Origin of the sequence: Brucella tritici (assembly GCF_008932295.1) — a bacterium.
Lineage (GTDB): Bacteria > Pseudomonadota > Alphaproteobacteria > Rhizobiales > Rhizobiaceae > Brucella > Brucella tritici.
Genome location: NZ_WBWA01000008.1, coordinates 42,221 through 64,322, shown reverse-complemented (window position 1 = coordinate 64,322; position 22,102 = coordinate 42,221). Strand labels below are relative to the sequence as shown.

Sequence of the window (22,102 nt, the reverse complement as noted above, 5' to 3'; positions counted from 1 at the left end):
GCAATGGGAAATGAAACGGTTCTGCGCAATGCCCGCATCGTGCTCTCCGACGATGTCGTTCTCGGTTCCCTGAAGCTTGTTGACGGCAGGATCGCCGATATCTCCGCTGGCGCATCCAGTGTCGGCGAGGATATGGAAGGCGACTTCCTGACACCCGGACTGGTGGAACTGCACACAGATCACCTCGAAGGACACTATGCGCCGCGCCCGAAGGTGCGCTGGAACCCGATTGCCGCCGTGCAGGCGCATGACGCACAGATTGCCGCTTCCGGGATAACGACCGTTTTCGATGCGTTGCGCATTGGCTTTGATGACGACGCCGAGACGGGCATTGACGATATGCGCAAGCTATCGTCGGCAATTGCAGAAGGCCGCGATGCGGGCCGTCTGCGCGCCGACCATTTCCTGCATTTGCGTTGCGAGGTTTCGGCGCCGGACTGCCTTCCGGCCTTCGAACAGTTTGGCAATCAGGCGCTGGTCAGGCTGGTGTCGCTGATGGATCACGCGCCGGGGCAGCGGCAGTTTACGGATATCGAAACCTACAAGACCTATTTCATCCGCAAGCTGAAATTCTCGGAAGAAGAATTCCGGCTCTATTGCGAGCGGCGTATCGGGCAGTCCCAGCAATATTCCGCGCCGACACGCAAGGCGATTGCCGAATTGTGCCACCAGCGCGGCGTTATTCTGGCAAGCCACGATGATGCGACGCCAGAGCATGTCGCGGAAGCAAAGGCGCAGGGAATAAGGGTCGCGGAATTTCCCACGACACACACGGCAGCGAAGGCATCAAAAGAATCCGGGATGTCGGTGCTTATGGGAGCGCCGAACGTCGTACGCGGCGGTTCACATTCGGGAAATGTGTCCGCGCGCGAACTGGCGGAGGCCGGAAATCTCGACATCATATCGTCGGACTATATTCCGGCCAGCATGATGCAATCGGCGTTCTTTCTCGCTGATGTCGCCGAAAACATCTCGCTGCCGCAAGCCATTCGTCTGGTTTCCGCCAACCCTGCCAAAGCGGTAGGGCTGGATGATCGCGGAGAGATCGTTGCCGGCAAGCGGGCTGATCTGGTCCGGGTGCAGATTGCTGATCACGTTCCGATCATCCGCACCGTCTGGCGAGAGGGACGGCGGGTTATTTAGCGCATAATCTTGATCGTCCTCGTTTGGCACCGGTCGGATTATGCTCTAAACTACCGAGATTGGCGTGGTCGGTTCCAGCGCCAGTCTGCCATCATCCAGAATGTCGAGCTGCAGTGAGCGATAACTGTCAATGCTCAGATGGGATGTCTTTGGGGAATGCGGGTGCGTTGCGGTGACTACGACAACGCTCGCACCGGCAGTTTCTCCTGCAACGATACCGGCTGGCGCATCCTCGAACACAAGGCAATTATGCGGATCGAAACCAAGTCGTTTCGCGCCAAGCTGGAAACATTCGGGGCTTGGCTTGCCACGCTCCACATCTTCGGCAGAAACGATGGTCTTCGGCATCGGCAGTCCTGCTGCGGCGACGCGACGGGTAGCAAGTTCAAGTGGTGCCGAGGTCACGATTGCCCAACGGTCTTGCGGCAATGAACTGAGGAAGTCATATGCGCCGTCAATAGGTGCAATGCCGTCCAGATCCGCCATTTCGGCCTGAAGCAATATCTCCGCCTCGCGGATCGGGTCCACGCCCGGCAGAGCAAGACGGCGGACGGTTTCAACTGCCCGGACACCATGGATCGTCGGCAGGAATGTGACTGGATCAATGCCATGGCGTATGGCCCATTCGCTCCACACACGTTCGGTCGCTTCGATGGAACTCAATATCGTGCCGTCCATGTCGAACAGAAACGCATCGAATGATTTGCCGAAAGGGGAAAAGGAGGTCACGTCGAATTTCCTTTAACTACGCAGATGAGAATCGGGAGCATGCTTCTGTGATCGATCATAATGTTTATTGGGTGAGAAGACAGTCTTTGGAGCAGATACTGTTCCCGCATCGGGTATGAAAATTAGCTTCGGCTCACTATATTGAGGGGCGACTGCAATATTGGCGAAACTTGATCATTTCGATCAATTGTGGCTTTTGGCACCCTTCCGAATTTAAATAAATGCCGAAAGCGCCGATTGCGACTGAATCGCATTCTCAGGATTGTTGTATAAATGACTGAAATAAAATCAAAAAAACGCAACTATCCGGATGTGCGCTTTGCCGTTGCGCCCATGATCGATTGGATTGATTGGGGTAAGATTATCTATTTAAAGCAATTAGTTAAGAGAATTTTCTTGAAGGATGTTGTACTGAAAGCGGTACAACATTCGGTGCAGCAGTCCTCCACTCTGGCTGAATCATCGGGTGGAGTTCCATTAAATCGTATCGTGTTTGGGCTTTGGGGATGAGTGAACCGGTTTTAGTTGCTGTCAAGGTGTTGGCCGGGTTGGCGAAAATTGCGAAGTCTACCCTTTCGTTAAATGAACGTCGACTTATGGAGGACGCCTTAGAAAAGCTCTCTCATGTGTATTTTTTTGATGATCGGTCTGCCGCTCTGCTGAAGCGCGTTTCTACAGGTGAAGCGATCTCATCAGAATCCGTTGAGCGGGCAATCGGTGGCTTCGCAATGTCAGAGAATCCTGTACGTGAGGCATTGGAACTGCTGATCGAGTTCGAGTCTGTACGGGGTTCAAAATTAGGGATCGATACTCGTAATGGCCTACGAAAGCTTTCAAACCATAAAATGGATGTTCGTATAGCGGTCTGGGATTTTCTTCACAGGTTGGCGGCTAAGAACGGCGACGAGCAGTTCAGGCAAGCTCATAGGGAAGAAGCGGGACGATTGCTGGATATGATCCAAATGTTGAACGCGCAAATTAGCCTCATTGACAAGGGCCTGCGCGGCCAACGTTAAGAGTCCTACCGGTGAAATTGATGGTATTCTCTTAATGCTGCAGCGCGGCGATCATCCAAGTATTCGGCCAGGTCGTTAATATGAACACCTTTTGCGGCTTTCTGGCTTTCTTCGACGCGTACAAGTGGAATTTTTATATCTCCAGATGTCACCTTTCGGACGAACTTTTCTGGCGTCAGGTGAGGGAAATAATCCCGGCACAGATCGTCCACCGGAATAATCGCCTTTCCGTTATATTGTGCCATCAGCAGAAATGACGTGTTCATAGCAAATCTGCCTTGTTAGCGTTTGATCTCAAAATATAGCCGACGCCCGCTTCGCCAAGAATTGGATAGCCTGCGCCTCGCAGAGCGGATATGTCGCGATAGATCGTTCGATCGGTTGTATTGAAGTGTGCCGAAAGCTCGCCAGCTGTGATCTTGTACCGGGTTTGCAAGACAGCGATAATCATGCGCCTGCGGTTTCCAACGCGCTCGACAATCTCATGATACGGATTTTCAGGGCCTGGCATCATGGCAGTCGCCTCCCGGCATTGCGTTGTGTTCACTTCCGTCGAGCAATCGACCTGCGTTACGTTTGCCAACGCGTGAAACGGTGTCGTCCTCGACGTCGTCACACCATGCCGGACGATATGGCTCACCCCAGTGATCGTTTTCCCAGTCTCGATGATCGAACCGGCTCACTTCCGGATCGTCACCAAGCGCCCATCCGTCAACGGCTCCGACCTGTGGTGCCCATTCGCCCCATTGCTTGAAAAAGAACGGAACGTCCGCCGCTGTGCATTGATCACGAAGGGATCGTGCCCAGTCAGGATGCATGGGGCGAGCACCAACACCGCTTTCACCGCCAGCGACAACCCAGTCGATAGTGGTTAATTCCCACGACGTCTGACCGTGCAATTTATGGCTCGATAATGCGCCCTTTATATCTACTGGGCCGAGCAAGGGCTCAGCGCTAATCCAGCGAACAGTTGCTGGGGTTGCAAGTAGCAGGGGAATACGTTCGTCTGCACGAGGCTGATCCTCGACCGAGACGCCAAGCCAGACATTGGCCAGCGGCAAGTACGGCCAGTTACCCGGTGATCGCAACGGGAAATCAAACTGCGCTTGGGCTGTAGCAAGGCGATGCTCCAGCATTTTTGTTGTCAGATAGTCTCGCATACGCTTCGGACGCTTCGTGAGTACCTGAAAAATGTGCTGCGGACTCGCGGCCATAACTCCGAAAATCTGATCAAGCCATGCTTCCTCAACGCCTTCGGCGAACAGATCGCCATGTGCGCATACGAAAATCCGGCGTGAACGTTTCCAGCGAAGCGGCTGAAACAGCCATTCAGTATTGAAGCGCAGCTTCCCGTTCCAGACAGGACCGGCTTTGGTGTCGACAGTCAGCCCCGCCCGTGAAGGATGTTGAGCTAGGCGTGTGCCGGCAAGTTTCATCGCGTAGCAGTTGGTGCATCCGGGGGAGACGACTTTGCATCCCGTTATCGGATTCCAGGTGGCGTCGGTCCATTCGATCTTGGTGTTGTCTGCCATATCAATGCACCTCGCCGACATTAACGAAATGGGCCGTGCCATCTGGCTTAACTGTAAATCGGAAGGCCTCGTCATTGCCCCACCAATAAACATCAACGCTGTAGCTGCCCGGTTCGAGCGGGCCATTGATGCCGTCACCGATCTCTATAACCTCTGCGAGCGAGCTGCCCAGTGAGTCGAGATCATTGTGGTAAAAACAGTTGGCTTTACTCGGATAGTCTCCATCGATCCAAAATGACCGATCTTCGGCCAAGTGAAGCGTATATGTCCCGTACTGTTCGGTTGGTTGAAAGCGGACGATATCTCCCGTTGCTATATTGAACAGAAGGTGCTCCTGATCTTCGACACCGCCGTCTGGACGAAGATCGTCCTTACTTTCCTTGGGGATGACGATGTATGAGCCGTCGTCGCACTGATGGATGAAGTCAGTCGGATGCCGGAGCGGAGTTGGGACGAGTTCATCCATCCAGTCTGCGGGTAGCCATGTTTGCTCGTAGGGTTTCTCGCTCATTTCAGTTCGCTCCCTTCGATGTCGCAAGTTCCTCATCTTCGTCCGCCATGGCTTCGTCTATCGCGGTAAGAAGGTTGAGCCTGATGCTTTCACGCTTGCTGATCCGGGGAAGGCCGTTGCCAATCCTGCGCTTGTTCTCGGCTTCCACACCATCGATCGCATCCCAGATCTCATAGAGATCGAGAAATGACACAAAGTCCGCTCGATCGAGATACTGAGAACGGTCCGTCATGGCGATGATGACGGGGCCAAGAATACTAATGTCCCATAGATCCGCATTCTCGCGGAAACCTTCGGTCTGTAAAATTATCTGCAGCGACTTGATAATGCTGTCGCGATCGATGGTGTCCACCATCTTCTTGAAAACCTTGATGGCATAGATCTCGCCGGGTTTTTTGGTCAGGCTCGACCCGTTGCTAAGCATCAATTTGCAGCCAGCAGCGTCCGCGACAGATTTGCATTCCAGCGCCCACTGTTCCCCAGCTGCTAGAGCAGCTTTCAGAAGATTGACGGTAGTTATCTTCGTGACATTGCCGTTCACGGCAGCGAACGACGCCGCTTGTTCTTTCTTGTCGATTTGTACGATCTGACATGGAACAGCTTCGACGCCACACATTGCTGCAGCGTGTACGCGATGCTGTCCGTCTATGATGGAGTAACGTCCACCTTCGATAGGTGCGCAAAGCACGGGGGCAAATCGTGACCAACGGAACGTAGTTGCGATCTGTCGAATTGCTTTCCAGTTGTGCGGAGACAACGGTCGTTGGAAATCGTCATCAATGACCAGGCGTTCGATGGCTATCCAATCCAGCATGGGTGCTGGACCGGGTTCAACACCTCTTAAAGACTGGTCCGTGGGGGCGGTGATTTTTCTCATGCTCGCCCCGCAATCTGCAGGGCAAGCGCTACGGCACCGGCAACACTGCACGCAAAGACGGCCAACATGACGCGATAAGTCGTCATACCATCGTTGGTTCTGTAGTCTGCAGGGAAAGAAAACCCTGCCTCTTTCTCAATTTTTGGGTGGTTCTGCATAAGGATCTCCACGAACAAACATTCGGGAAACCGCCCTTCGAGGCGGAAACCGGAAGGCTTAAAGGGCAGGGGGTCTAAAGAGGATGATTGTGTTTGGCTGGCCTTCGAGGCTATCAGCCAGCGCGCGCACGGGTTCGATCGGGGCAGTGTCCAAGATCTCGATCGATACCTGGGAAGATCGGTTTCCGGACATGAGGCCGTGTAACGCCTCACGCTCTTCGCGATTAAGATTGCGCCACTTCTGGATATCGATGTCGCCGTGCATTATTCCGCGAGGCTCCGGCTTTTGCATCGCTCCCACTGAAAATCCGTGTTTTTTCAGCAGACGTTCCGCGCGATTAACGGCAACGAAGTCGCCTTCGTCCGTTAGTCTCGCCATGAATAAGATATCTGACATTGGTCTCTCCGCTGTAGCTCGGAGACCAGCTGCGCCTCTACGCCGTACAATTCCGGCGCAGCTGGCGTCCGGTGGGGGCGTCTCATGTTTCTCTAATGGAAACCTAAAAGTCAACACAAAAGTTTCCATTACAGAAACTGTACTTGCGGCAAGGTTTCTCATATCGATATAAAGCTGATTGGGAAAGCTATGTTAACCGACTCACAAACCTGCTGTCAGGGTCCGCTAAATGTGTCGGGCACTGTGATCGGGCGGACGGCGGGAAATCAGGATGGTTGCAGCGCAAGCAACGGAGAAAACTAATGAATACAACGAGACGGGGAGTGCTAGTTGGATTTACGCTTGGAGGTGCGACGCTAGCTGCATCTCGCGCTGCGGTGCCACAGGTCAAAGATGAATGTGCTGCGTTGGCTGGGGCCTTAGCCGATGCGATGGCAGCTAAGCATGGTGGGAGATGGCGGCACACCGTGGATCATGAAACTAAGTTTGTTCTGATCGCGCCGGAACCGTAGCTCGCAATTACGTTAGGGCCTTCAATACTTTGAGGGCTCTTTCGCGTGCGTCCTTGTCAAGTTTGTTCAGAATTTCGTCCGCTGATTCGCAGTTTGGATCTCGCAAAAGCGCAATGGGATCGCATGCGAAGACAAAAGAGATCCGTTCGAGCCAGTCCTGAGTGTATTGTTGGCGACCATTGGCGAGCTTGGAGATCACGCTTTTGCTCGTGTTTAATTTTTCTGCCAGCCCTTCGGCGGTCAGCTGTTTTTTCTTAAGCCATTCATGAAGATAGAGCTTCGATGTGTGGCGATCTGGTGCGCTCGTGTGCTTTTCAGACATGTTTCTACAATCGCAATTTTCACCGTAAATTGCGTTATCCGAAACGGAAACATTATTAACCAGGTGCTTGACATATAGGTTTCTATAATAGAAACATCCACACATGACGCACCCTTTGACCAAGTTCCGTTCTGATAACGAGATGTCCATGGAAGTCTTTGCAGACGCCATCGGGGCATCAAAAGGCATGGTTTCGAAGTGGGAGCGTTGGCTGTCACGTCCCAACGAGCGCTATATGCAGCTCATCTTTGACATTACTAACGGTTCGATATGTCCGAACGATTTTTACCGTATTATTTCGCCCGCAGGTTGTTCTTCGGGCATGGCTGGGGCTACGCCCCGAGCGCCCGAAACTGCTCCAGCCACTTTTTGTCAGGGTAGAGAAGAGGTATCTCGCCGGGTTCATACCCCGGAGATCGCGGGTTCGACTCCCGCCCCTGCAACCAGTTTCCAATCGCCCGAACTCCTCCCCACGGGCGAGGCCGGGGTGTCGTTGTCCCCAAACCCAGACACTCCGGCCACTGAATACCAAGCGAACGCGCATGTTGAAACTGTAGCTGTTGAAGGTTCCGAAACTGCAGCGGAGTGCGTTAGTAGGCTCGCAGATCGGCGTAGATCTGCTGCAACGTCTGAGAGAATGGACGTGACAGCCGGAGAGACGGCAACATGAGTTCATTTTCTACATCCTCGTTTCAGCGTTTGGCCTGCGGGCCACCGGATTGAGTACAGAGTCCAGACCTAACGGCTGGGCCTGACTATTTCACCGAATCCTTTGACCGATTTTTTTCCTTGAAGTTTCAGGGAGGTTTTCTTGCGCACAATTTCTGAGCCGGAACGCCGGACACTCAAGGCCGCAACAGACGGCGCGTATGTCCTGGCGGATGGTATTTCCCGCATTCTGGACTTCACGCGGGTCTCGACATCGCAGCTGTCGAAATATGCTTCCTTCGGGGAGGATAATATCGAGAGCTTTGCGCCGATCGACGTTGTTATCGAAATAGACCGGGCGGCGAAGTCGCCGGTCATCGTGAAGGAAATGGCGGCATTGCTTGGCTTCGGGTTAGCCCCGCTTAGTTCGGGTGGGCGCGCCGATGCGCAGCAGTCAGTTACGGAAGCCGACGGTTACCGGGTCTTGAAAGAGACCATGGATGTTGTCCAAGCCATTAACGATGGTCTTTCAGACAACAAGATTGACGCCGCCGACCGCAAGAGGATCGGCAAAGAACTCCTGGAAGCGATCCGCGAGCTTGAGGCCCTGCAACGGGCATTGGCGGTCGATCAATGATCTCCGGCAAGCGCTTAAAGTTCATGATCATTGATGAGGTCGGGCAGGCGCATCCTCCGCGCTGGAGCCATCCATTCTCCCGCTTCGGCTGCGCTCGTTCGCGTCGTGTACTGGAGAGATTCCCTGAAAAAGCAGGCGAAATTGCGCGAGCTACCATCGAAGGCGGCTCGCGTATTCGTGGTGGAAAGGCGGTTCTTCATGCCTAAGAAAAAGGGCGAATACGATCCTTGGAATGCTGATCCGGTAACGTCCGTTGAGGAGCCGGAAGTAGATCATGATGCGGAGACGGGCGAGATCCTAGATGGAACCCGCGCCGGAGACGACATCACATCATCGGCGAACACCATCGCCGTCGCGCAGCTGCGCGCCTTCATCGAACGTATTGAGCATGAGGAGGAGGAGAAAGAGACGATTTGCGACGGCATCAAGGAAATTTATGCGGAGGCGAAGGGGTCGGGATTCGATCCTAAAACACTCCGGCGCATCATCAAACTGCGGAAGATGGACGACACGACGCGCCATGAAGCCGAAACCATGCTGCAGCTTTATATGGATGCACTTGGGATGGATGGGGGAACGATCGTATGACCTCCATTGCATCGCTTGTTGACGCATTTATCGCAAAGCAGGGCGCTCCGACGAAGTTTGAACCCGGTGTTGGTTCAAATTTCGATTTTTACGCTTCCTATCTTTCCACGTTCGGAATCCAGCTTCGCCAATTTGGTTGGCGTTATCAGCTTTCGCAAAGTGGCGGCCCGTGGCGGGACGTATCGCGGGGGGCAATTCTAAAATTGGTCAACACGTTCCGCGCGATGGAAGGGTTGCCCATGCTCCAGGTGGGCCGCCGATGACTGCCCGCCGTCAAATCCGAAATCTCGATCTCATTCTTGCCGTCGCCAGTGCTCTGCTCGCGGCGGCACCGTTCTTTATCGTCGTTTTTTCTGCGGGGTGGTGACATGACTTATCCAGCGCATCCACTTGCTGATATTTTCCCGATGATCGCGGAAGCCGATTTGAAGGTTCTCGCTGCTGACATCGCCGCAAACGGTCAGGTCGAGCCGATCTTGTTGCTGGAAGGGCAGGTTCTGGACGGCAGAAACCGCCAAGCGGCTTGCGGATTGGCCGGTGTTGAACCGATTTACAGCGATTTTTCTGGGGTCGATCCCCTCAGTTTCGTGCTGTCAAAGAATCTGCATCGTCGCCACTTGAACGAAAGTCAGCGCGCCATGGCGGCGGCGCTAATAGTCGATTGGGAGCGCGGCGTTAATCAGACCACTGCCGGGTCTGCAAATTTGCAGACCCGCCGCGCGGCGGAAAAGTTGTCTGTCTCGGAGAGGTCGGTTTTCTCGGCGAAGCGGATCCGGGAGCACGGCGCTCCAGAGCTGATCGAGGCGATCAGGGCCGGGGCGGTAAAAGTCCATACCGGTGCGGCGTTATCTGAGCTGCAGCATACCGAGCAGGCCAGAGTGGTCCGTGAGGGAAAGAAAGCCGTCATGGCTATGGCCAAGGAGATCCGGGCCGAACAACAGGAAGTCAAACGCGCGGTCAGAACAGCTCGAATGATCCATATCGCCGAGCGCGGGAAGGCGACCGCTCCCGCGGAGTTGGGCCAACGATACTCGATCTATTACGCGGATCCACCGTGGAAATATGACGTATGGTCCGAAGAAAGTGGCAGGGACCGCAGCGCGGAAAACCATTATCCGACAATGGAAACAGATGCGATTGTTGCGCTGTTTCACCAGCTCGGCATCGCTGATCCTGAATTTCCCGGCATCATGTTTCTATGGTGCACAAATGCGGGACTCAGATCGCAGGGTATTCGAGTTCTGGAAGAATGCGGTTTCGAATATGTCCATCACTGGGTCTGGGACAAGGTACATCAGGGCAACGGCCACTGGGGCTTTGACCGCCATGAGCTTTTGCTGATTGGCCGGCGCGGCGATGTTGTTCCGCCGCCACGCGGCATGCAGCCACAAACAGTCCACCGGGAGCCGAAGGGCAGGCACTCTGCCAAGCCTGCATTTTTCGCGGAAACGATAGAGCGGCTTTGGCCAGATCTGCCGAAGCTGGAGCTTTTCTGTCGTTCGCCGCGTCCCGGCTGGGATGCATGGGGCTACGAAGCTGCGGGGACCGAGCAATGACGGGCTGTCCGCCAGTGCGCGCGGGCGAGCGCGGAAAAACCATCTATTTGTCCGGACCTATGACCGGTCTACCGGAATACAACTATCCCGCATTTCATCGTGTTGCACGTGAGCTGAGGGCGGGTGGTCATTACGTCTATAACCCGGCTGAATTTCTGTTTGATGGCCCTATGGATGCTTATCCCATTCGGGACGCCATGGCGGCACATTGCGCCTTCCTGTGCCAATGCGCGGATACCATTGTGCTGCTGTCAGGCTGGAAGGCCTCTAAGGGCGCCGGAATTGAGCTTTCGCTTGCTCACTATCTCGGTCTGCACGTTGTCGAGTGGCGAGGTGCAGAATGAGCGCCGAGGCTGTGGAACTGCGCAGAATCAGGGATCGTATGGCGGCACTGGCGGAGACGAAATGGTTTCGGTCTGCTGATGCGCGCGGCGAGTTTTTGGAAGCCAGCACGCCAAAAGGCGAACTCAACGAAATAGTCCGTTTTCATCCGGGCGCGTTGCCCGACGAAATAGACTTCCTCGTTAACGCGCCGGATATGGTCGCGTTTCTGTTGCACCTTGTAGACCGGGCAATCGCGAAGGCGCGCAACGAAACGCCGCGACAGCAATATCGGAGCAAGCGCAAGGATTTCGCGGCGGAAGCGGCGATGAAGTGCGACGACGCTGCTTTCAAGGTGTTTCTCGAAAAAAGCACGGGCTTGAGCGGCCTTTAACTGCCGATCGGGCGGCGCAGAAGTTGCGCACGATCCTCGGCATCTCATCCAGAAGCGAACTGAATAAGGATGATGCGGCGGCGGATCGATGGCGATCCCTGCGCGCATCTTTCGAGGCATGGAGAAAGGTGGGGCGATGAGGGAAGAGGCCACAATTCGCCGTGGCGTGCGCAATGCACGCTATGCGGCGATCCCTAACCACGTATTTGAGGATGTACGGCTTTCCATGGAGGCCAGATGGCTCCTGGGATATCTGCTGTCCAAGCCGGACAATTGGACTGTAGTGCTGCGCGACATCATCAACAAGGGCAATTGCGGTCGCGACAAGGCGCGCCGCATGGTCGCCGAGTTGGTCGAGTTTGGCTATGCAGAAAAGGAGCAAGCGCGTGATGGCGGTCGTTTTAGCGCACTCTCGCTTGTGATCTACGATGAGCCGTCTTCAAGTCATGTCGTTGAAAGTGTTGCATCTTTACCGCAGACTGAAAAACCGTCGACGGTGAATCCGTCAACGGTTTTACCGTCGACGGTAAATCCCCCCCTAGTAATAACTGATAATCTAGAAAATACTGATTGTAGATCTGAGAGAGCGCGCGAAAGCGATGAAGATGGAAGGGAAAACCGGAAATCTGTCGAGCGAGCCTTCAAGCGAGCTTTCCATCGGTGGCCTACAGCGATCAGCGACAGTGAACCTGATGCGTATCGAGCCTGGTGTGATCTGACGCCGGATGAACGACAGTCGGCTTTCGAAGAGGCGCAGCGATACATCGATGCGGCGAAGGCGACGGGACGAAAGCACGTCTGTTCACACGCCATCTATCTCCGGGAAAAACGCTGGGAAAAGCTGCCTGCTAAGGCTGAAGTTGCGGACAACGGACCGGCTCAAGCCGCGCCTTTTGGCAAGTTGTGGGGTGCGCGGGTCTATTCCCTTTTGCTGGATGGTCCCACCCATCAACCGGGCCTGACCCCGATTGAGCTTGGAATGATCGAGTCCGGTCGCTTCACGGCTGACCATATCCTCCGGGACAAGCGGGCGAAAATGGGCTTCCCGACGGTCAATGAGATACTTGAACGTGCAGAAGGTCGGCGCGGTGTGCTGGTTCCCCCAGCACTGGCAGCGGTCAAGGATAAGCTCGTGCTGGTGAAAGTGGGCGGCGACGTATGGCAAGCATGGGAGCAATATCACCGCGACGTGGGCTGGCCTTGGTTCCGGAATGTAGAACGTTTGGAATGGGCGTATCTGCCCGAGGGTGGTCCGGAAGGGCTGGAGGAGTTCAAGGCTGCTTTGAGGGGATTGGGTGAACATGATGGCAATTGATAAATCTCAGATCGAGAACGCGATTGCCAGAACACCGACTGCGGTGCAAGCGTCCGCCATAGATAAGGTCATCGGGGAGCGGCGTCGGATCGCACGTATGAGATCGGCAGCAGCGAATCGTGTCAGCGATGATTCGCCGTGGCTTGTGCTTCAGGTTGTGTCTGGACGTGAATTGTCTGTCCGCGATGCATTGGAAAAAGAGAACATTGAAGTGCTTGTCCCCATTAAATTGGGACCGGCAGTAAAGCGTCAGCATCGTGTGATCCCGCCCAAAAAGCAGCCGGTTATAAATGGCTATGTACTCGCCAGATGCGCTGTTACCAACCAATGCATGGCTGGTCTTCTGAGCTTCGATGACGTTATCGCCATTCTTGGTGGTTATGAAAAACCCTTCCTAGTCAGCGATGAAAAGATAAGTGTTTTCAAAAGCAAAGCCGAGGATGGTAAATATGATTATGAGCACTTCCATCGTAAGTTTAATGGCGTCCGGTGGGTGCGTATGGCTGACGGACCGTTCGCCGGATCGAGGGCGGAACTGGTCGCCGGGGGAAGAAAGGGCAATGGCCTCGCTGTGATTGAGGCCATGGTTCTGGGACGGCCAGTTGCCATGACTGTGCCTATTGCAATTCTCGAACCATTGTGAGCGTAATCTGCTCACGGGATGATCCGGTAAGAATAGTGAACCTCGATACACGGTAAAACGTGGGGACATTGCTCCTGAGGTCGTCGCGCTCGGACCCCGCCCTGACTGCCAGAATGGCAGATATCGATTCAGGGCCAGTGCGTAAGCTATGTCCAGATTTAACTATTTCAATGAGCGCCCATGTGGCGCTCTTTGCGTATGGGTATGAAGCGAGCAAAGCTGTTTCGACCAGTAGGTGCACCAACTCGCCATGAGCAAAAGCGACAGGCAGATCGATGGCGTGGCAGCGCAAGCGAGCGCGGCTATAATCATCGGTGGGCCAAGGCGAGACAGACCCACCTTGCGCGGTCACCTATCTGTATCGGTTGTGAGGCAGTTGGGCGGATCGAACCGGCAACAATCGTTGACCACGTGGACCCGCACCACGGCGACCCGGAAAAGTTCTGGGATTCCAGCATGTGGCAATCGTGCTGCAAGTGGCATCACGACAGTATCAAGCAGGCATTGGAGCGGATGTATCAGGCAGGTCGCCTGCCTCTCTCTGAACTCTGGCTGACCAGTGAAACCGCGAAGCGATTGACGCGAGGCTGGGTCGACAAAGCGTAAGGATTGCTAACATGCGCAAGGGCACAGCAGCGATTGATGTTTCGACGGACGTTCTACACGCGGTGCTTTTCCTCATTCCTTCAACGTACAAGGTCATAGGTTCATCGTGCAGCTTCGCGCCGGATACGGTTCGTCTGATAGTGGAGAGCGATGATATTGCGGGTCATGATCTGCTGATGACTTGCACAGTTGAAGATGCAGGTAGCACCCGTAAGGTTATTATGAGCGCGGTTGGCAAAACCCGACGGCCTTGACCCCTTTAGGGCGGGACCTGAGGGGGGAGGGTGAAAAACTTTCGGCGATCGATTCCCGACCGGCGGCCTCACACCCAAAAAATCGGCGCGATATTTTCGGCGATATCTTTTTTTTTGTGCACCTTGATGGGCACTGAAACAGGCGGTCGGACATATGGGACGGCGTAAAGATGATCCATTGCTACAGGCTGCGAAGGGATTTCCCGGCAGGCGTCGAAGCAAGGTCGAAAAAGAAATAGAAAATGCTGCCGACGCGGCAGCTGAAATGCAGACAACTCCTGACGATCCATTCCCGATCCCCGATGTTTTCAAAAAATCTCCGGCCTACTGGGCGGAGGCGATACGGGTCTGGAAGGAAAAATCAGAAGTTCTCCTGAAGGCGGGTCGCAGGCGTCCGGGTTATCGCCGGACGCTTGCCCGTTACTGCATGTGGACCCAGTTCTACGTTTCCGCTGCCGAGCAGCTGCGCCGCGATCTGCCAAAGGGTGGTTCGGCGATCAAGGTCAAGAAGGGTGACGGCGAGACCGTCATCCGCACTCACCCGAATGTGGATTTCATGGCGAAAGCGGAAACGGCGCTTCGCCTCTTGGACGCCGAGTTCGGCTTTACGCCGGTTCGCGATCAGGATCTGGTCAGGGTGGAATCCTTCAACGCTGGACAGGGTCGTTTGCCTCTCGGTGGAACACATCCGCAATCGGGAGGGCACCGGCCATCGCAAGATGATGAACCGGACGCCGATCCGATGGGGTTGATGAATGGGGCAGACAGCCCACCACCCGGAACAATGCCAAACTGACGGATGGGCTGCATATGCGTTGCCGGTCTGGCTCGCGGAAGTGGCGGAAGATCCTGCTTATGCCTGGGCGATTTCTGGCTGGAAGCGGGCGGCGGGTGTTCCGGGCGCGTGGTTCGATCACGGCAAGGCTGACAAGATTGTTGCGGCATGGCCGACGATCTTCCGTCTCACCAATGACCGCTTCAAGGGCATTCCATTCCGGCTTGTCAAATGGCAGGAAATCACGGTTCGCCTGCTTGTCGGCTGGAAAAAGCCGATTGAGGTCATCGACCCGGCTACGCATAAGCCGAGTTTTGAGCAAGTTAGGGTATTCAAGCGGCTTGATCTGTGGATCCCGCGCAAGAACGGAAAATCGGAATTTCTCGCGGCGCTTGGCGTCCTGTTCTTTGTTCTGGAGAAGGTCAATGGCGCGGAAGCGTATGTTTTCGGGCGCAATGAAGAACAGGGCCGTGTCCCTTTTGGCAAGATGCAGGACATTATCCGCGAAGCCAACGGTCTTCTGGAAGATGCGCAAGGCAATGAACGTATCTCTCTTCACGACAAGTCGATCTTTCTTCGTGAAACCACGTCGCTTTGTCAGCTTCTAACCGGGTCACCAGACGGAAAACACGGTAGGTCCCCGACCGTCATCGTCGGCGATGAGATCCACGAATGGAAAACCCGTGAAGTGGCAGACACACTGCGACAGGGAACGGGCGCAAGACTGCAGCCAATTGAGCTATATGCCTCGACCGCTGGCCGTAAGCAGAACCGCACTGGTTTCGAATGGTTTGAAGAATCCATGGAAATCATGCGGGGAACCAAGGATGACCCAACGACCCTCGTTGTATTCTTCGGTGTCGAGGAAGATGACGACTGGACAGACGAAGAAAACTGGCGGAAAGCAAACCCCAGTCTGGGTCTAACGCCGACGCTTGATTATCTCCGTACCGAATTCCGCAAGGCGAAGGGCCGGCCAGCGCAGGAAGCAGTTTTCCAGTGCTACCACCTTAATCGCTGGGTTGATCAGCTGTCTGGCTGGATACCGCGTGCGAAATGGGCAGCCTGCACCAAGGATGCGACATCATGGCCGAAGCTTTGGGAAAAGCATAAAGGCCGCAAGGGGTATCTCGCCTGTGACGTGTCATCGACGCGGGATTTGACTGCTCTTGTGGTGATTTTCCCACCTGATGATGAACACGATAAATGGGTGATTATCCCGATTTTCTGGGTGCCAGAAGCAACGCTTGACGAGCGCGCCGAACAGGACAAGCGAGTTAATTGGCAAAAGTGGGTGCAGGAAGGCGCGTTGCGCACCACACCGGGCGATTCCGTTGATCAAACGTTTGTCCAGAAAGCCATCACGGAAGCCTTTGCCCAGTTCGACATTCAGGCGTTCGGCTTCGATCCGTGGAACGCGCGCAAGCTTGCTGGCGATCTGCAGAATGATGGAATGGACGCTGAGCTGCAGATTGAAATGCGGCAAGGCCACCAAACCTTGTCAGGTCCGACAAAGGAACTGGAACGTCTGATCTTCGCACTCAAGATCGAACACGGCGGACACCCTGTTCTTGCATGGATGTTCGGACACTCAACCGTCCGCTTCGACGCGAACCTCAATTACGTGCCTGACAAAAAGAACTCTCTCGACAAGATCGACGGCGTGGTTGCCACCGTTATGGGGCTTGGTCTCGCCATAGATGTTGATGAGATCGCCACTTCACCATGGGACGATCCCGCTTTCAGTTTGGGGAAAAAATGAAGTTCTTTGGCTTCGGAGGGAACGCGGAAAAGCGATCCTCCATTGAAAACCCGACCGTTCCAGTGAGCCAGACGACAGAATTCATGTCTTTCTTTGGCATGGATTCCGTCAATCTCCCACGCGTCACGGTTGACAATGCGCTGACGGTGCCGGCTGTTGCTGCAGCCGTTCTTTTCCTTTCGCGAACGATGGCTTCGCTTCCTCTCCATGCTTACAAGTTGGAAGGGGAAACCAAGAAAAAGATGGACGGCGACACCGCTGATGTCATCCACGATGCCTGGAATGACGAAACCAGTGCGGTCGATGGACGGCGATATTTCTGGCAGCAGGTTTTTACCGTCGGTCGCGGGCTTGCATGGATCGAGCGTCGGAACGGGGAACCGATCAACTTCTGGCCGATGGCCCCATCCAAGGTGACAATCAAGCGGGTCAATAACCGGAAAACCTATACCTATCTGGGAAAGGTTTACCCTGCTGCAGACGTCATCGATGTCCCGTTCATGCTGAAAGCCGATCAGCTTGCGCATTATGGGCCGATCACATTGGCATCGAAAGCAATCCAGCTTGCGCTTGCCATGAATGACTACGGGTCCACATTCTTTGCCGGTGGCGGCGTTCCTCCTCTGGCGCTCAAAGGACCGTTGCCAGCAGGCAGAGACGCTGTTGTTCGTGCCGTATCTGATGTTTCTCGCGCGATAGATGACGCAAAGAAAACGGGCAAGCCGATCACGCCCATCCCCGGTGGTTATGAGCTGGTCCCCGTCGGTATTGACCCGGCCAAAGGGCAGATGACTGATGCGCGCCTGTTTCAGGTGCGGGAAATTGCGAGGGTCTGGCAGCTCCCGCCAATGTTCCTGCAGGATCTGAGCGGGGGCACCTTTGCCAATGTCGAGCAGCAGGATCTGCACCTGATCAAGCATCTGATTGGTCAGTGGGCTGAGGTTTTCGAAGGTGAATTCACCTTGAAGTGTTTCGGTCGCGGCAAAAAGCGCGAAGGTCGCAGTGTCGAACATAATCTCGATGGCCTGATGCGGGGTGACTTCAAGAGCCGCATCGAAGGCATAGCCCGCGCAATCCAAACTGCGCAGATGACGCCAAATGAAGCCCGCGCTCTGGAAAATCGACCCCATCACAAAAACCCAGCCGCTAATGACCTGCTTGTGCAGGGCGCGACGGTACCGCTTGGAACCCAGCCAACCCTAACCGCGCCACAAAATGGAGACCGCAATGCAGAACAAGGTGCCTGATTCCGAAATCCGCTCACTGGTCATGCCAGTAGAGCGGCGCGCCGATGGCGACAAGTTCACCTTGGTGGGCTATGCGGCGGTATTTGGCGAAGTTGCTGACATCGGTGGTTATTTCGGAGAGGTCATTGCTCGCGGCGCTTTCACCGAAACACTGAAGACAGCAGATGTGCGGGCCTATTTCGATCACGACAGCGGGCGTATTCTTGGCCGGTCATCGGCTGGAACCCTGCGGTTGCGAGAAGATGATAAGGGCCTGGCAGTGGAAATCGACCTTCCGGATACGTCGGACGGTCGCGACGTGCGCACCCTTGTCGAACGTGGCGATGTTTCCGGCATGTCATTCAGCTTTTCCGCTGTAAAACAGACGTGGGACGAAGCTACGGATCCGCCGACCCGTACTATTCAGGAATTAAAGCTCTACGAGGTTTCTGTCGTTTCCGACCCTGCATATGAGGGAACATCGGTGGCGCTTCGTTCGCGCGATGAAGCTCGAAAAGACAAGCGCGAGCACAATTTCCGTTCTGCGAGTAGCCGGATCTCGGCACGTAACGCCGAAGCTGAACAACGTTTTCGCAACATTAAGTGAATTTACCCGGCACTGCCGGAGGTAGGTAAGGAAGCATTCCGCTTCCTGCCGATCGTAGCCGTGTTCACGGCCTTTCTTTTATCCCATCAGGAGAACGTCAATGACCCTTCGTGAACTGCAGGAAAAGCGGGAAAAGCTCGTTGCGCAGGCCCGCGCCGCTCTGGATGAAATCCGCAAGAATACCGATGAATCGCGTGCCGCCGAACTCGAAAAGCGTCACGACGATATCATGGCCGAGTTCGACAATGTCGAGGCAGATATCAAGCGCGAAGAGCGTATGGCTGCAGCCGAGATCCGCGCGGAAGAAACACGCGCTCGCAATCGTCCAAACCTTGGCGATAGCGAAACCCGTGGCGCCGATGACCCCGATAAGCCGGTTGAATACCGCCAGGCCTTTCAGAAATGGGTTATCGTCGGCGGTGACATGTCGATGCTGGAACCGGAAGAGCGGGCGGCGTTGCGTAACGGTGTGGCCCCGAAGGAAGCCCGTGCGCAAACCACTGGTGTTCCAGCGGGCGGCGGTTATACCGTGCCGACTGAGCTTTCCAACCAGATCATCATATCAATGAAGGCGTGGGGACCGATGTATGACGAGAATGTCTGCACCGTCATGACCACCGCGAGTGGTAACCCCATCGACCTCCCAACGGTCGATGACACCGCCGTGCCCGTCGCAAAGCATACCGAAGCGGGTGCGGTGACCGACGACGGTGGCAGTGATGCAACCTTCGGGAAGAAGACCCTCAGCGCATATGCCTATGATACTGAATGGGTGAAGTTCTCGTGGGAACTGGCGCAAGATTCGATCTTCAATTTTGAAACGCTGCTTGGCGATCTTCTGGGTCAGCGCCTGGGACGCCGCGCCAATACCGAACTCACGGTTGGTGATGGCAATGGTGATCCGAATGGGATTGTCACGGCTTCGTCTCTTGGCAAAACGGCAGCAGCGCAGGCCGCGATCACCTATGATGAGATCATCGATCTCGTTCATTCGGTCGATCCGGCCTATCGCCAGTCTCCAAAAACACGCTTCATGTTCAACGATACCACTCTTGGTGCGCTGCGTAAGCTGAAGGATGGTGAAGGTCGCTATATTTGGAGCGCCGGGGACGTGCAGAAGGGCGTACCGGGTTCGCTGCTGGGCTACAACTATTCGATCAATCAGGCCATGGCCAGCCTTGGAGCGGCTGCAAAGCCCATGATCTTCGGCGATTTTGGCAAATATTTCGTTCGCAAGGTCGGCGGCATCGTCATGTTCGTTGCTCGCGAACGTTTCGCTCCAGATGTCGGTTTGCTGGGTCTGGTCCGTCTCGACGGACAGCTTGGTGACACCGCTGCTGTGAAGCACCTCATCACAGCAGCGGCCTAACATCTTCCTTTCAACGTGGCGGACGCTCCTTGGCGTCCGTCGTCTCTATGGAGCAAGCAACATGCGACTGAAAATGTTGATTGGAATGTCAGGTCCCGACTTCACAGTTGATCCCGGCGATGTGACTGAGCATTTTTCAAAAAAGGAAGCAGCCCGCCTGATCCGAGCTGGTTACGCCGAGGAAGCGCCGCCAGTCGAGCGCAAAAAGCCGGAAACCAAGCAGGAATGGGACGAAGAGCGAGCTATGCTTTTGGCCGAAAACGAACAGTTGAAGGCAGATGCGCTGGCGTTTGCGGAGCGGGAGACTGCGCTTCTCTCACAGGTCGAAACCCTGACCAGCTTTAAGGATTCGGTCACGGCAGCGGTGCATGTCATTCATCCTCCTGTCGAGACAATTGTGACTGAAGATAATCGCGAGACGCGTGGCTGATGTGGTACCAACCTGAAATCGTCACGCCGGTTTCAGCGGAACCAGTCACGCTCGGCATGGCAAAACAGCAATGCCGAGCTGAGGTCTATGACGACGACGGCAATATCGCTGCGTCGGTAGATGATCCGCTGTTCCAACTGTTGATCTCGTCTGCACGCGATCATGTCGAGAAGATCTGCGGCCAGTTCTTCGCACCCTGTCAGGTTGAAGCATATTGCGATGGATTTGCAGACCTTGCCCGGTTCGACGTTGCACAGGTCACCGAAATTGTTGCCATTAGCTATGTTTCGGTTGCAGGTAATGACGAAATTCTGCCGCCATCGACCTACGAACTGCGCAAGGATGGGCTGGACGCGGGCGCCGTTCTCAAGCCGGGTCATACCTGGCCGAACAAGCAGGCGGGATCGCGGATCAAGGTGCACATGAAAGTGGGTACAGCTTCTCCACCGCCGACGGTGCTCCGGGCAATGCTTCTGCTGATCGGCGCATGGTACGAAAACCGCGAGGAAACCGTTATTGGCGTCAGCATTGGGCAGCTGCCGACCTACGTTTCCGTTGATGCGCTTCTCTGCAACAATCGAAGGTTCCTTTGATATGCGCGCGGGAAAACTCGACAGGCGACTGACAATCCGTCGATTTGCCGAAATTGGGCGAACACCGCTGAATGAGCCGATCCTCGACTGGGTTGATGTCGCTGAAGTCTGGGCGCAACAGCGCCCGGATCGCGGCAGCGAGCGATTTGCGGCTGCCCAGATCAACGGTACGGCGGTGATGACGTTTCATATCCGGCATCGCAGCGACGTGACGATCAAGGATCGGCTTCAGTATGAGGGGCGCGACTATGAGATCGTTGCGCCGCCGCGAGAGGTCGGGCGCAGGGTGGTTCTGGAAATTGACGCTATTGCAAGGGCGGATGAACCATGAAGGTCAGCAAGACAGTAAGCATAGATGGATTTAGCGAGTTGGATGCGGCTCTTGGGGCGCTTCCGAAGTCCACCGGCAAGGCAGTTTTGCGCCGCACTCTTCGAAAAGCTGCGAATCCAATTGAGGAAAGTGGCCGGAACAATGCTCCGCTTGGTCCTACGGGAAATCTGAAAAACTCATACGGCACCGGAACGAAACTCACACGCCGTCAGGCCCGTATGCACCGCAAGATGTTCAAGAACGATAAGGCGTCAGCCGAAATGTTCGTCGGGCCGAATGACCCCGCCGACATCCAGACCGAATTCGGTAATGAGCATCAACAAGCTGAACCGCATCTGCGTCCCGCATGGGACGCCAATAAGGATCGGGCCTTGAATATCATCAAGGAAGAACTCGGTTCGGAAATCATCAAAGCCGCCAAACGGTTCGCCAAAAAGGCAGTAAAGGGCAGGTAGTCCCCATGGAAGAACAGTTGACGGCCTTGCTGCTGAATGCGGCGGGACTGACGGCGCATGTCCCTGCAGCGAATATGCACTGGGTACGCGCACCGCAGGGAACAAAGCCAACCTATCTTGTCATGCAGGTGATTTCGGGAGATCCCGATTATCATATGCAGGGGCCTTCCGGATATGCCGTGCACCGGCTGCAGATCGATATCTACGGCCTGACCTATACTGCAGTCAAAGGAGCGAAGGACGCGCTTGTCCAACTACTGTCCGGTTACAAGGGCGGCATTTTCCAAGGCATTTTCGTCGATTCAGAACGCGATCTCCCGGCGATGGATGCGGGAGAAGTATCGGCGCTTTTCCGCAAATCCATCGACTTCATTGTTCATCATCTGGAGAACTGA

The 22,102-nt window shown here is 55.0% G+C and carries 32 protein-coding genes, 1 tRNA gene and 1 pseudogene; 25 read left to right on the top strand and 9 right to left on the bottom strand.

What is annotated here, in order from left to right:
* The first annotated feature begins 3 nt into the window (after positions 1-3).
* Positions 4-1,143, top strand: coding sequence for an alpha-D-ribose 1-methylphosphonate 5-triphosphate diphosphatase (locus F9K91_RS10650; RefSeq protein ID WP_151557370.1), 1,140 nt, complete (start codon positions 4-6; stop codon positions 1,141-1,143).
* Between the two features lie 45 nt (positions 1,144-1,188).
* Here the strand turns inward: F9K91_RS10650 and F9K91_RS10645 are convergent, their stop codons facing one another.
* Entirely contained in the window at positions 1,189-1,872 is a 684-nt protein-coding gene (locus F9K91_RS10645; protein WP_151677792.1) for an HAD family hydrolase, read from the bottom strand.
* 273 nt (positions 1,873-2,145) lie between these two features.
* On the opposite strand from F9K91_RS10645, the gene F9K91_RS10640 reads away from it, so the two are divergent.
* Both F9K91_RS10640 and F9K91_RS10635 read left to right on the top strand, forming a co-directional pair.
* Positions 2,146-2,382: a hypothetical protein gene (locus tag F9K91_RS10640; RefSeq protein ID WP_151677791.1), complete on the top strand. Its 237-nt coding sequence runs from the start codon at positions 2,146-2,148 to the stop codon at positions 2,380-2,382.
* Entirely contained in the window at positions 2,379-2,888 is a 510-nt protein-coding gene (locus tag F9K91_RS10635; RefSeq protein ID WP_151677790.1) for a hypothetical protein, read from the top strand. Before F9K91_RS10640 ends, F9K91_RS10635 begins: the two co-directional genes overlap by 4 nt.
* 5 nt (positions 2,889-2,893) lie before the next feature.
* On the opposite strand, the gene F9K91_RS10630 is transcribed toward F9K91_RS10635, so the two are convergent.
* From F9K91_RS10630 to F9K91_RS25980, 8 genes and pseudogenes are all read right to left on the bottom strand, one after another.
* A complete protein-coding gene (locus tag F9K91_RS10630; RefSeq protein WP_151677789.1) occupies positions 2,894-3,154 on the bottom strand; it encodes a pyocin activator PrtN family protein in 261 nt (86 codons plus the stop codon).
* A 26-nt stretch (positions 3,155-3,180) separates the two neighbouring features.
* Positions 3,181-3,339, bottom strand: a pseudogene (locus tag F9K91_RS26695) (helix-turn-helix transcriptional regulator); the annotation flags it as partial.
* Positions 3,340-3,385: 46 nt separating this feature from the next.
* Positions 3,386-4,420: a phage Gp37/Gp68 family protein gene (locus F9K91_RS10620; RefSeq protein ID WP_151677788.1), complete on the bottom strand. Its 1,035-nt coding sequence runs from the start codon at positions 4,418-4,420 to the stop codon at positions 3,386-3,388.
* Between the two features lies 1 nt (position 4,421).
* Positions 4,422-4,931: a hypothetical protein gene (locus F9K91_RS10615; RefSeq protein ID WP_151677787.1), complete on the bottom strand. Its 510-nt coding sequence runs from the start codon at positions 4,929-4,931 to the stop codon at positions 4,422-4,424.
* 1 nt (position 4,932) lies between these two features.
* Positions 4,933-5,808, bottom strand: coding sequence for a ParB N-terminal domain-containing protein (locus F9K91_RS10610; RefSeq protein ID WP_151677786.1), 876 nt, complete (start codon positions 5,806-5,808; stop codon positions 4,933-4,935).
* A complete protein-coding gene (locus F9K91_RS25985) occupies positions 5,805-5,966 on the bottom strand; it encodes a hypothetical protein (protein ID WP_167522207.1) in 162 nt (53 codons plus the stop codon). Before F9K91_RS25985 ends, F9K91_RS10610 begins: the two co-directional genes overlap by 4 nt.
* A gap of 58 nt (positions 5,967-6,024) precedes the next feature.
* Positions 6,025-6,363, bottom strand: coding sequence for a hypothetical protein (locus F9K91_RS10605; protein ID WP_208852691.1), 339 nt, complete (start codon positions 6,361-6,363; stop codon positions 6,025-6,027).
* Between the two features lie 519 nt (positions 6,364-6,882).
* Positions 6,883-7,197, bottom strand: coding sequence for a helix-turn-helix domain-containing protein (locus F9K91_RS25980; protein WP_167522206.1), 315 nt, complete (start codon positions 7,195-7,197; stop codon positions 6,883-6,885).
* 370 nt (positions 7,198-7,567) lie between these two features.
* Between F9K91_RS25980 and F9K91_RS10595 the strand changes: the two genes are divergently transcribed.
* The 22 genes from F9K91_RS10595 (at position 7,568) to gp17 (ending at position 22,102) form a co-directional block, all read left to right on the top strand.
* Positions 7,568-7,643 (top strand) — tRNA-Met (locus tag F9K91_RS10595).
* Positions 7,644-8,008: 365 nt separating this feature from the next.
* The gene (locus F9K91_RS10590; protein WP_151677784.1) at positions 8,009-8,482 is read left to right on the top strand and encodes a phage regulatory CII family protein; all 474 of its coding nucleotides are present in this window, start codon (positions 8,009-8,011) and stop codon (positions 8,480-8,482) included.
* Positions 8,479-8,688 (top strand): hypothetical protein, encoded by a 210-nt coding sequence (locus tag F9K91_RS10585; protein ID WP_151677783.1) that lies wholly within the window; start codon positions 8,479-8,481, stop codon positions 8,686-8,688. The genes F9K91_RS10590 and F9K91_RS10585 overlap by 4 nt, the downstream gene beginning before the upstream one ends.
* Positions 8,689-8,776: 88 nt before the next feature.
* Positions 8,777-9,070 (top strand): DUF2312 domain-containing protein, encoded by a 294-nt coding sequence (locus F9K91_RS10580; protein WP_235912892.1) that lies wholly within the window; start codon positions 8,777-8,779, stop codon positions 9,068-9,070.
* Positions 9,067-9,333 carry a hypothetical protein gene (locus tag F9K91_RS10575; protein WP_151677781.1) on the top strand — a complete coding sequence of 89 codons (267 nt, stop codon included), beginning with the start codon at positions 9,067-9,069 and terminating at the stop codon, positions 9,331-9,333. Before F9K91_RS10580 ends, F9K91_RS10575 begins: the two co-directional genes overlap by 4 nt.
* A gap of 144 nt (positions 9,334-9,477) precedes the next feature.
* Positions 9,478-10,626: a Spo0J and IME4 domain-containing protein gene (locus F9K91_RS10570; protein WP_235912875.1), complete on the top strand. Its 1,149-nt coding sequence runs from the start codon at positions 9,478-9,480 to the stop codon at positions 10,624-10,626.
* Positions 10,623-10,970 (top strand): DUF4406 domain-containing protein, encoded by a 348-nt coding sequence (locus F9K91_RS10565; RefSeq protein ID WP_151677780.1) that lies wholly within the window; start codon positions 10,623-10,625, stop codon positions 10,968-10,970. Before F9K91_RS10570 ends, F9K91_RS10565 begins: the two co-directional genes overlap by 4 nt.
* Positions 10,967-11,341 carry a hypothetical protein gene (locus tag F9K91_RS10560; RefSeq protein ID WP_235912874.1) on the top strand — a complete coding sequence of 125 codons (375 nt, stop codon included), beginning with the start codon at positions 10,967-10,969 and terminating at the stop codon, positions 11,339-11,341. The genes F9K91_RS10565 and F9K91_RS10560 overlap by 4 nt, the downstream gene beginning before the upstream one ends.
* Before the next feature lie 88 nt (positions 11,342-11,429).
* Positions 11,430-12,656 (top strand): helix-turn-helix domain-containing protein, encoded by a 1,227-nt coding sequence (locus F9K91_RS10555; protein WP_151677779.1) that lies wholly within the window; start codon positions 11,430-11,432, stop codon positions 12,654-12,656.
* The gene (locus tag F9K91_RS10550) at positions 12,643-13,299 is read left to right on the top strand and encodes a transcription termination/antitermination NusG family protein (protein ID WP_151677778.1); all 657 of its coding nucleotides are present in this window, start codon (positions 12,643-12,645) and stop codon (positions 13,297-13,299) included. Before F9K91_RS10555 ends, F9K91_RS10550 begins: the two co-directional genes overlap by 14 nt.
* Positions 13,300-13,479: 180 nt before the next feature.
* Positions 13,480-13,905, top strand: a complete 426-nt coding sequence (locus F9K91_RS10545) for an HNH endonuclease (protein WP_235912870.1) — start codon at positions 13,480-13,482, stop codon at positions 13,903-13,905.
* Between the two features lie 11 nt (positions 13,906-13,916).
* Complete coding sequence (locus F9K91_RS10540) at positions 13,917-14,159, top strand: hypothetical protein (protein ID WP_151677777.1); 243 nt, start codon at positions 13,917-13,919, stop codon at positions 14,157-14,159.
* A gap of 154 nt (positions 14,160-14,313) precedes the next feature.
* A complete protein-coding gene (locus F9K91_RS10535; protein ID WP_151677776.1) occupies positions 14,314-14,955 on the top strand; it encodes a P27 family phage terminase small subunit in 642 nt (213 codons plus the stop codon).
* Complete coding sequence (locus F9K91_RS10530) at positions 14,915-16,696, top strand: terminase large subunit (protein ID WP_151677775.1); 1,782 nt, start codon at positions 14,915-14,917, stop codon at positions 16,694-16,696. Before F9K91_RS10535 ends, F9K91_RS10530 begins: the two co-directional genes overlap by 41 nt.
* Positions 16,693-17,943 carry a phage portal protein gene (locus F9K91_RS10525; RefSeq protein ID WP_208852690.1) on the top strand — a complete coding sequence of 417 codons (1,251 nt, stop codon included), beginning with the start codon at positions 16,693-16,695 and terminating at the stop codon, positions 17,941-17,943. Before F9K91_RS10530 ends, F9K91_RS10525 begins: the two co-directional genes overlap by 4 nt.
* Positions 17,924-18,529: an HK97 family phage prohead protease gene (locus F9K91_RS10520; RefSeq protein WP_151677774.1), complete on the top strand. Its 606-nt coding sequence runs from the start codon at positions 17,924-17,926 to the stop codon at positions 18,527-18,529. Before F9K91_RS10525 ends, F9K91_RS10520 begins: the two co-directional genes overlap by 20 nt.
* 100 nt (positions 18,530-18,629) lie before the next feature.
* A complete protein-coding gene (locus F9K91_RS10515) occupies positions 18,630-19,898 on the top strand; it encodes a phage major capsid protein (RefSeq protein ID WP_151677773.1) in 1,269 nt (422 codons plus the stop codon).
* A 61-nt stretch (positions 19,899-19,959) separates the two neighbouring features.
* Positions 19,960-20,328 (top strand): hypothetical protein, encoded by a 369-nt coding sequence (locus F9K91_RS10510; RefSeq protein WP_151677772.1) that lies wholly within the window; start codon positions 19,960-19,962, stop codon positions 20,326-20,328.
* On the top strand, positions 20,328-20,921 hold the full coding sequence (locus F9K91_RS10505; RefSeq protein WP_151677771.1) for a head-tail connector protein: 594 nt from the start codon (positions 20,328-20,330) through the stop codon (positions 20,919-20,921). The genes F9K91_RS10510 and F9K91_RS10505 overlap by 1 nt, the downstream gene beginning before the upstream one ends.
* Position 20,922: 1 nt before the next feature.
* Positions 20,923-21,252, top strand: a complete 330-nt coding sequence (locus F9K91_RS10500; RefSeq protein WP_167522205.1) for a phage head closure protein — start codon at positions 20,923-20,925, stop codon at positions 21,250-21,252.
* Complete coding sequence (locus F9K91_RS10495; protein ID WP_151677769.1) at positions 21,249-21,707, top strand: HK97-gp10 family putative phage morphogenesis protein; 459 nt, start codon at positions 21,249-21,251, stop codon at positions 21,705-21,707. The genes F9K91_RS10500 and F9K91_RS10495 overlap by 4 nt, the downstream gene beginning before the upstream one ends.
* Before the next feature lie 5 nt (positions 21,708-21,712).
* Positions 21,713-22,102, top strand: coding sequence for a tail completion protein gp17 (gp17, locus tag F9K91_RS10490; RefSeq protein WP_151677768.1), 390 nt, complete (start codon positions 21,713-21,715; stop codon positions 22,100-22,102).

Bases quoted from the DNA above. Each gene is read 5' to 3' on its own strand.
- F9K91_RS10650 (WP_151557370.1), top strand. From the start codon at position 4: ATGGGAAATGAAACGGTTCTGCGCAATGCCCGCATCGTGCTCTCCGAC.
- F9K91_RS10640 (WP_151677791.1), top strand. From the start codon at position 2,146: ATGACTGAAATAAAATCAAAAAAACGCAACTATCCGGATGTGCGCTTT.
- F9K91_RS10635 (WP_151677790.1), top strand. From the start codon at position 2,379: ATGAGTGAACCGGTTTTAGTTGCTGTCAAGGTGTTGGCCGGGTTGGCG.
- F9K91_RS10630 (WP_151677789.1), bottom strand. From the start codon at position 3,154: ATGAACACGTCATTTCTGCTGATGGCACAATATAACGGAAAGGCGATT.
- F9K91_RS10620 (WP_151677788.1), bottom strand. From the start codon at position 4,420: ATGGCAGACAACACCAAGATCGAATGGACCGACGCCACCTGGAATCCG.
- F9K91_RS10615 (WP_151677787.1), bottom strand. From the start codon at position 4,931: ATGAGCGAGAAACCCTACGAGCAAACATGGCTACCCGCAGACTGGATG.
- F9K91_RS10610 (WP_151677786.1), bottom strand. From the start codon at position 5,808: ATGAGAAAAATCACCGCCCCCACGGACCAGTCTTTAAGAGGTGTTGAA.
- F9K91_RS25985 (WP_167522207.1), bottom strand. From the start codon at position 5,966: ATGCAGAACCACCCAAAAATTGAGAAAGAGGCAGGGTTTTCTTTCCCT.
- F9K91_RS10605 (WP_208852691.1), bottom strand. From the start codon at position 6,363: ATGTCAGATATCTTATTCATGGCGAGACTAACGGACGAAGGCGACTTC.
- F9K91_RS25980 (WP_167522206.1), bottom strand. From the start codon at position 7,197: ATGTCTGAAAAGCACACGAGCGCACCAGATCGCCACACATCGAAGCTC.
- F9K91_RS10585 (WP_151677783.1), top strand. From the start codon at position 8,479: ATGATCTCCGGCAAGCGCTTAAAGTTCATGATCATTGATGAGGTCGGG.
- F9K91_RS10575 (WP_151677781.1), top strand. From the start codon at position 9,067: ATGACCTCCATTGCATCGCTTGTTGACGCATTTATCGCAAAGCAGGGC.
- F9K91_RS10570 (WP_235912875.1), top strand. From the start codon at position 9,478: ATGATCGCGGAAGCCGATTTGAAGGTTCTCGCTGCTGACATCGCCGCA.
- F9K91_RS10565 (WP_151677780.1), top strand. From the start codon at position 10,623: ATGACGGGCTGTCCGCCAGTGCGCGCGGGCGAGCGCGGAAAAACCATC.
- F9K91_RS10560 (WP_235912874.1), top strand. From the start codon at position 10,967: ATGAGCGCCGAGGCTGTGGAACTGCGCAGAATCAGGGATCGTATGGCG.
- F9K91_RS10555 (WP_151677779.1), top strand. From the start codon at position 11,430: ATGGCGATCCCTGCGCGCATCTTTCGAGGCATGGAGAAAGGTGGGGCG.
- F9K91_RS10550 (WP_151677778.1), top strand. From the start codon at position 12,643: ATGATGGCAATTGATAAATCTCAGATCGAGAACGCGATTGCCAGAACA.
- F9K91_RS10545 (WP_235912870.1), top strand. From the start codon at position 13,480: ATGTGGCGCTCTTTGCGTATGGGTATGAAGCGAGCAAAGCTGTTTCGA.
- F9K91_RS10540 (WP_151677777.1), top strand. From the start codon at position 13,917: ATGCGCAAGGGCACAGCAGCGATTGATGTTTCGACGGACGTTCTACAC.
- F9K91_RS10535 (WP_151677776.1), top strand. From the start codon at position 14,314: ATGGGACGGCGTAAAGATGATCCATTGCTACAGGCTGCGAAGGGATTT.
- F9K91_RS10530 (WP_151677775.1), top strand. From the start codon at position 14,915: ATGGGGCAGACAGCCCACCACCCGGAACAATGCCAAACTGACGGATGG.
- F9K91_RS10525 (WP_208852690.1), top strand. From the start codon at position 16,693: ATGAAGTTCTTTGGCTTCGGAGGGAACGCGGAAAAGCGATCCTCCATT.
- F9K91_RS10520 (WP_151677774.1), top strand. From the start codon at position 17,924: ATGCAGAACAAGGTGCCTGATTCCGAAATCCGCTCACTGGTCATGCCA.
- F9K91_RS10515 (WP_151677773.1), top strand. From the start codon at position 18,630: ATGACCCTTCGTGAACTGCAGGAAAAGCGGGAAAAGCTCGTTGCGCAG.
- F9K91_RS10510 (WP_151677772.1), top strand. From the start codon at position 19,960: ATGCGACTGAAAATGTTGATTGGAATGTCAGGTCCCGACTTCACAGTT.
- F9K91_RS10505 (WP_151677771.1), top strand. From the start codon at position 20,328: ATGTGGTACCAACCTGAAATCGTCACGCCGGTTTCAGCGGAACCAGTC.
- F9K91_RS10500 (WP_167522205.1), top strand. From the start codon at position 20,923: ATGCGCGCGGGAAAACTCGACAGGCGACTGACAATCCGTCGATTTGCC.
- F9K91_RS10495 (WP_151677769.1), top strand. From the start codon at position 21,249: ATGAAGGTCAGCAAGACAGTAAGCATAGATGGATTTAGCGAGTTGGAT.
- gp17 (WP_151677768.1), top strand. From the start codon at position 21,713: ATGGAAGAACAGTTGACGGCCTTGCTGCTGAATGCGGCGGGACTGACG.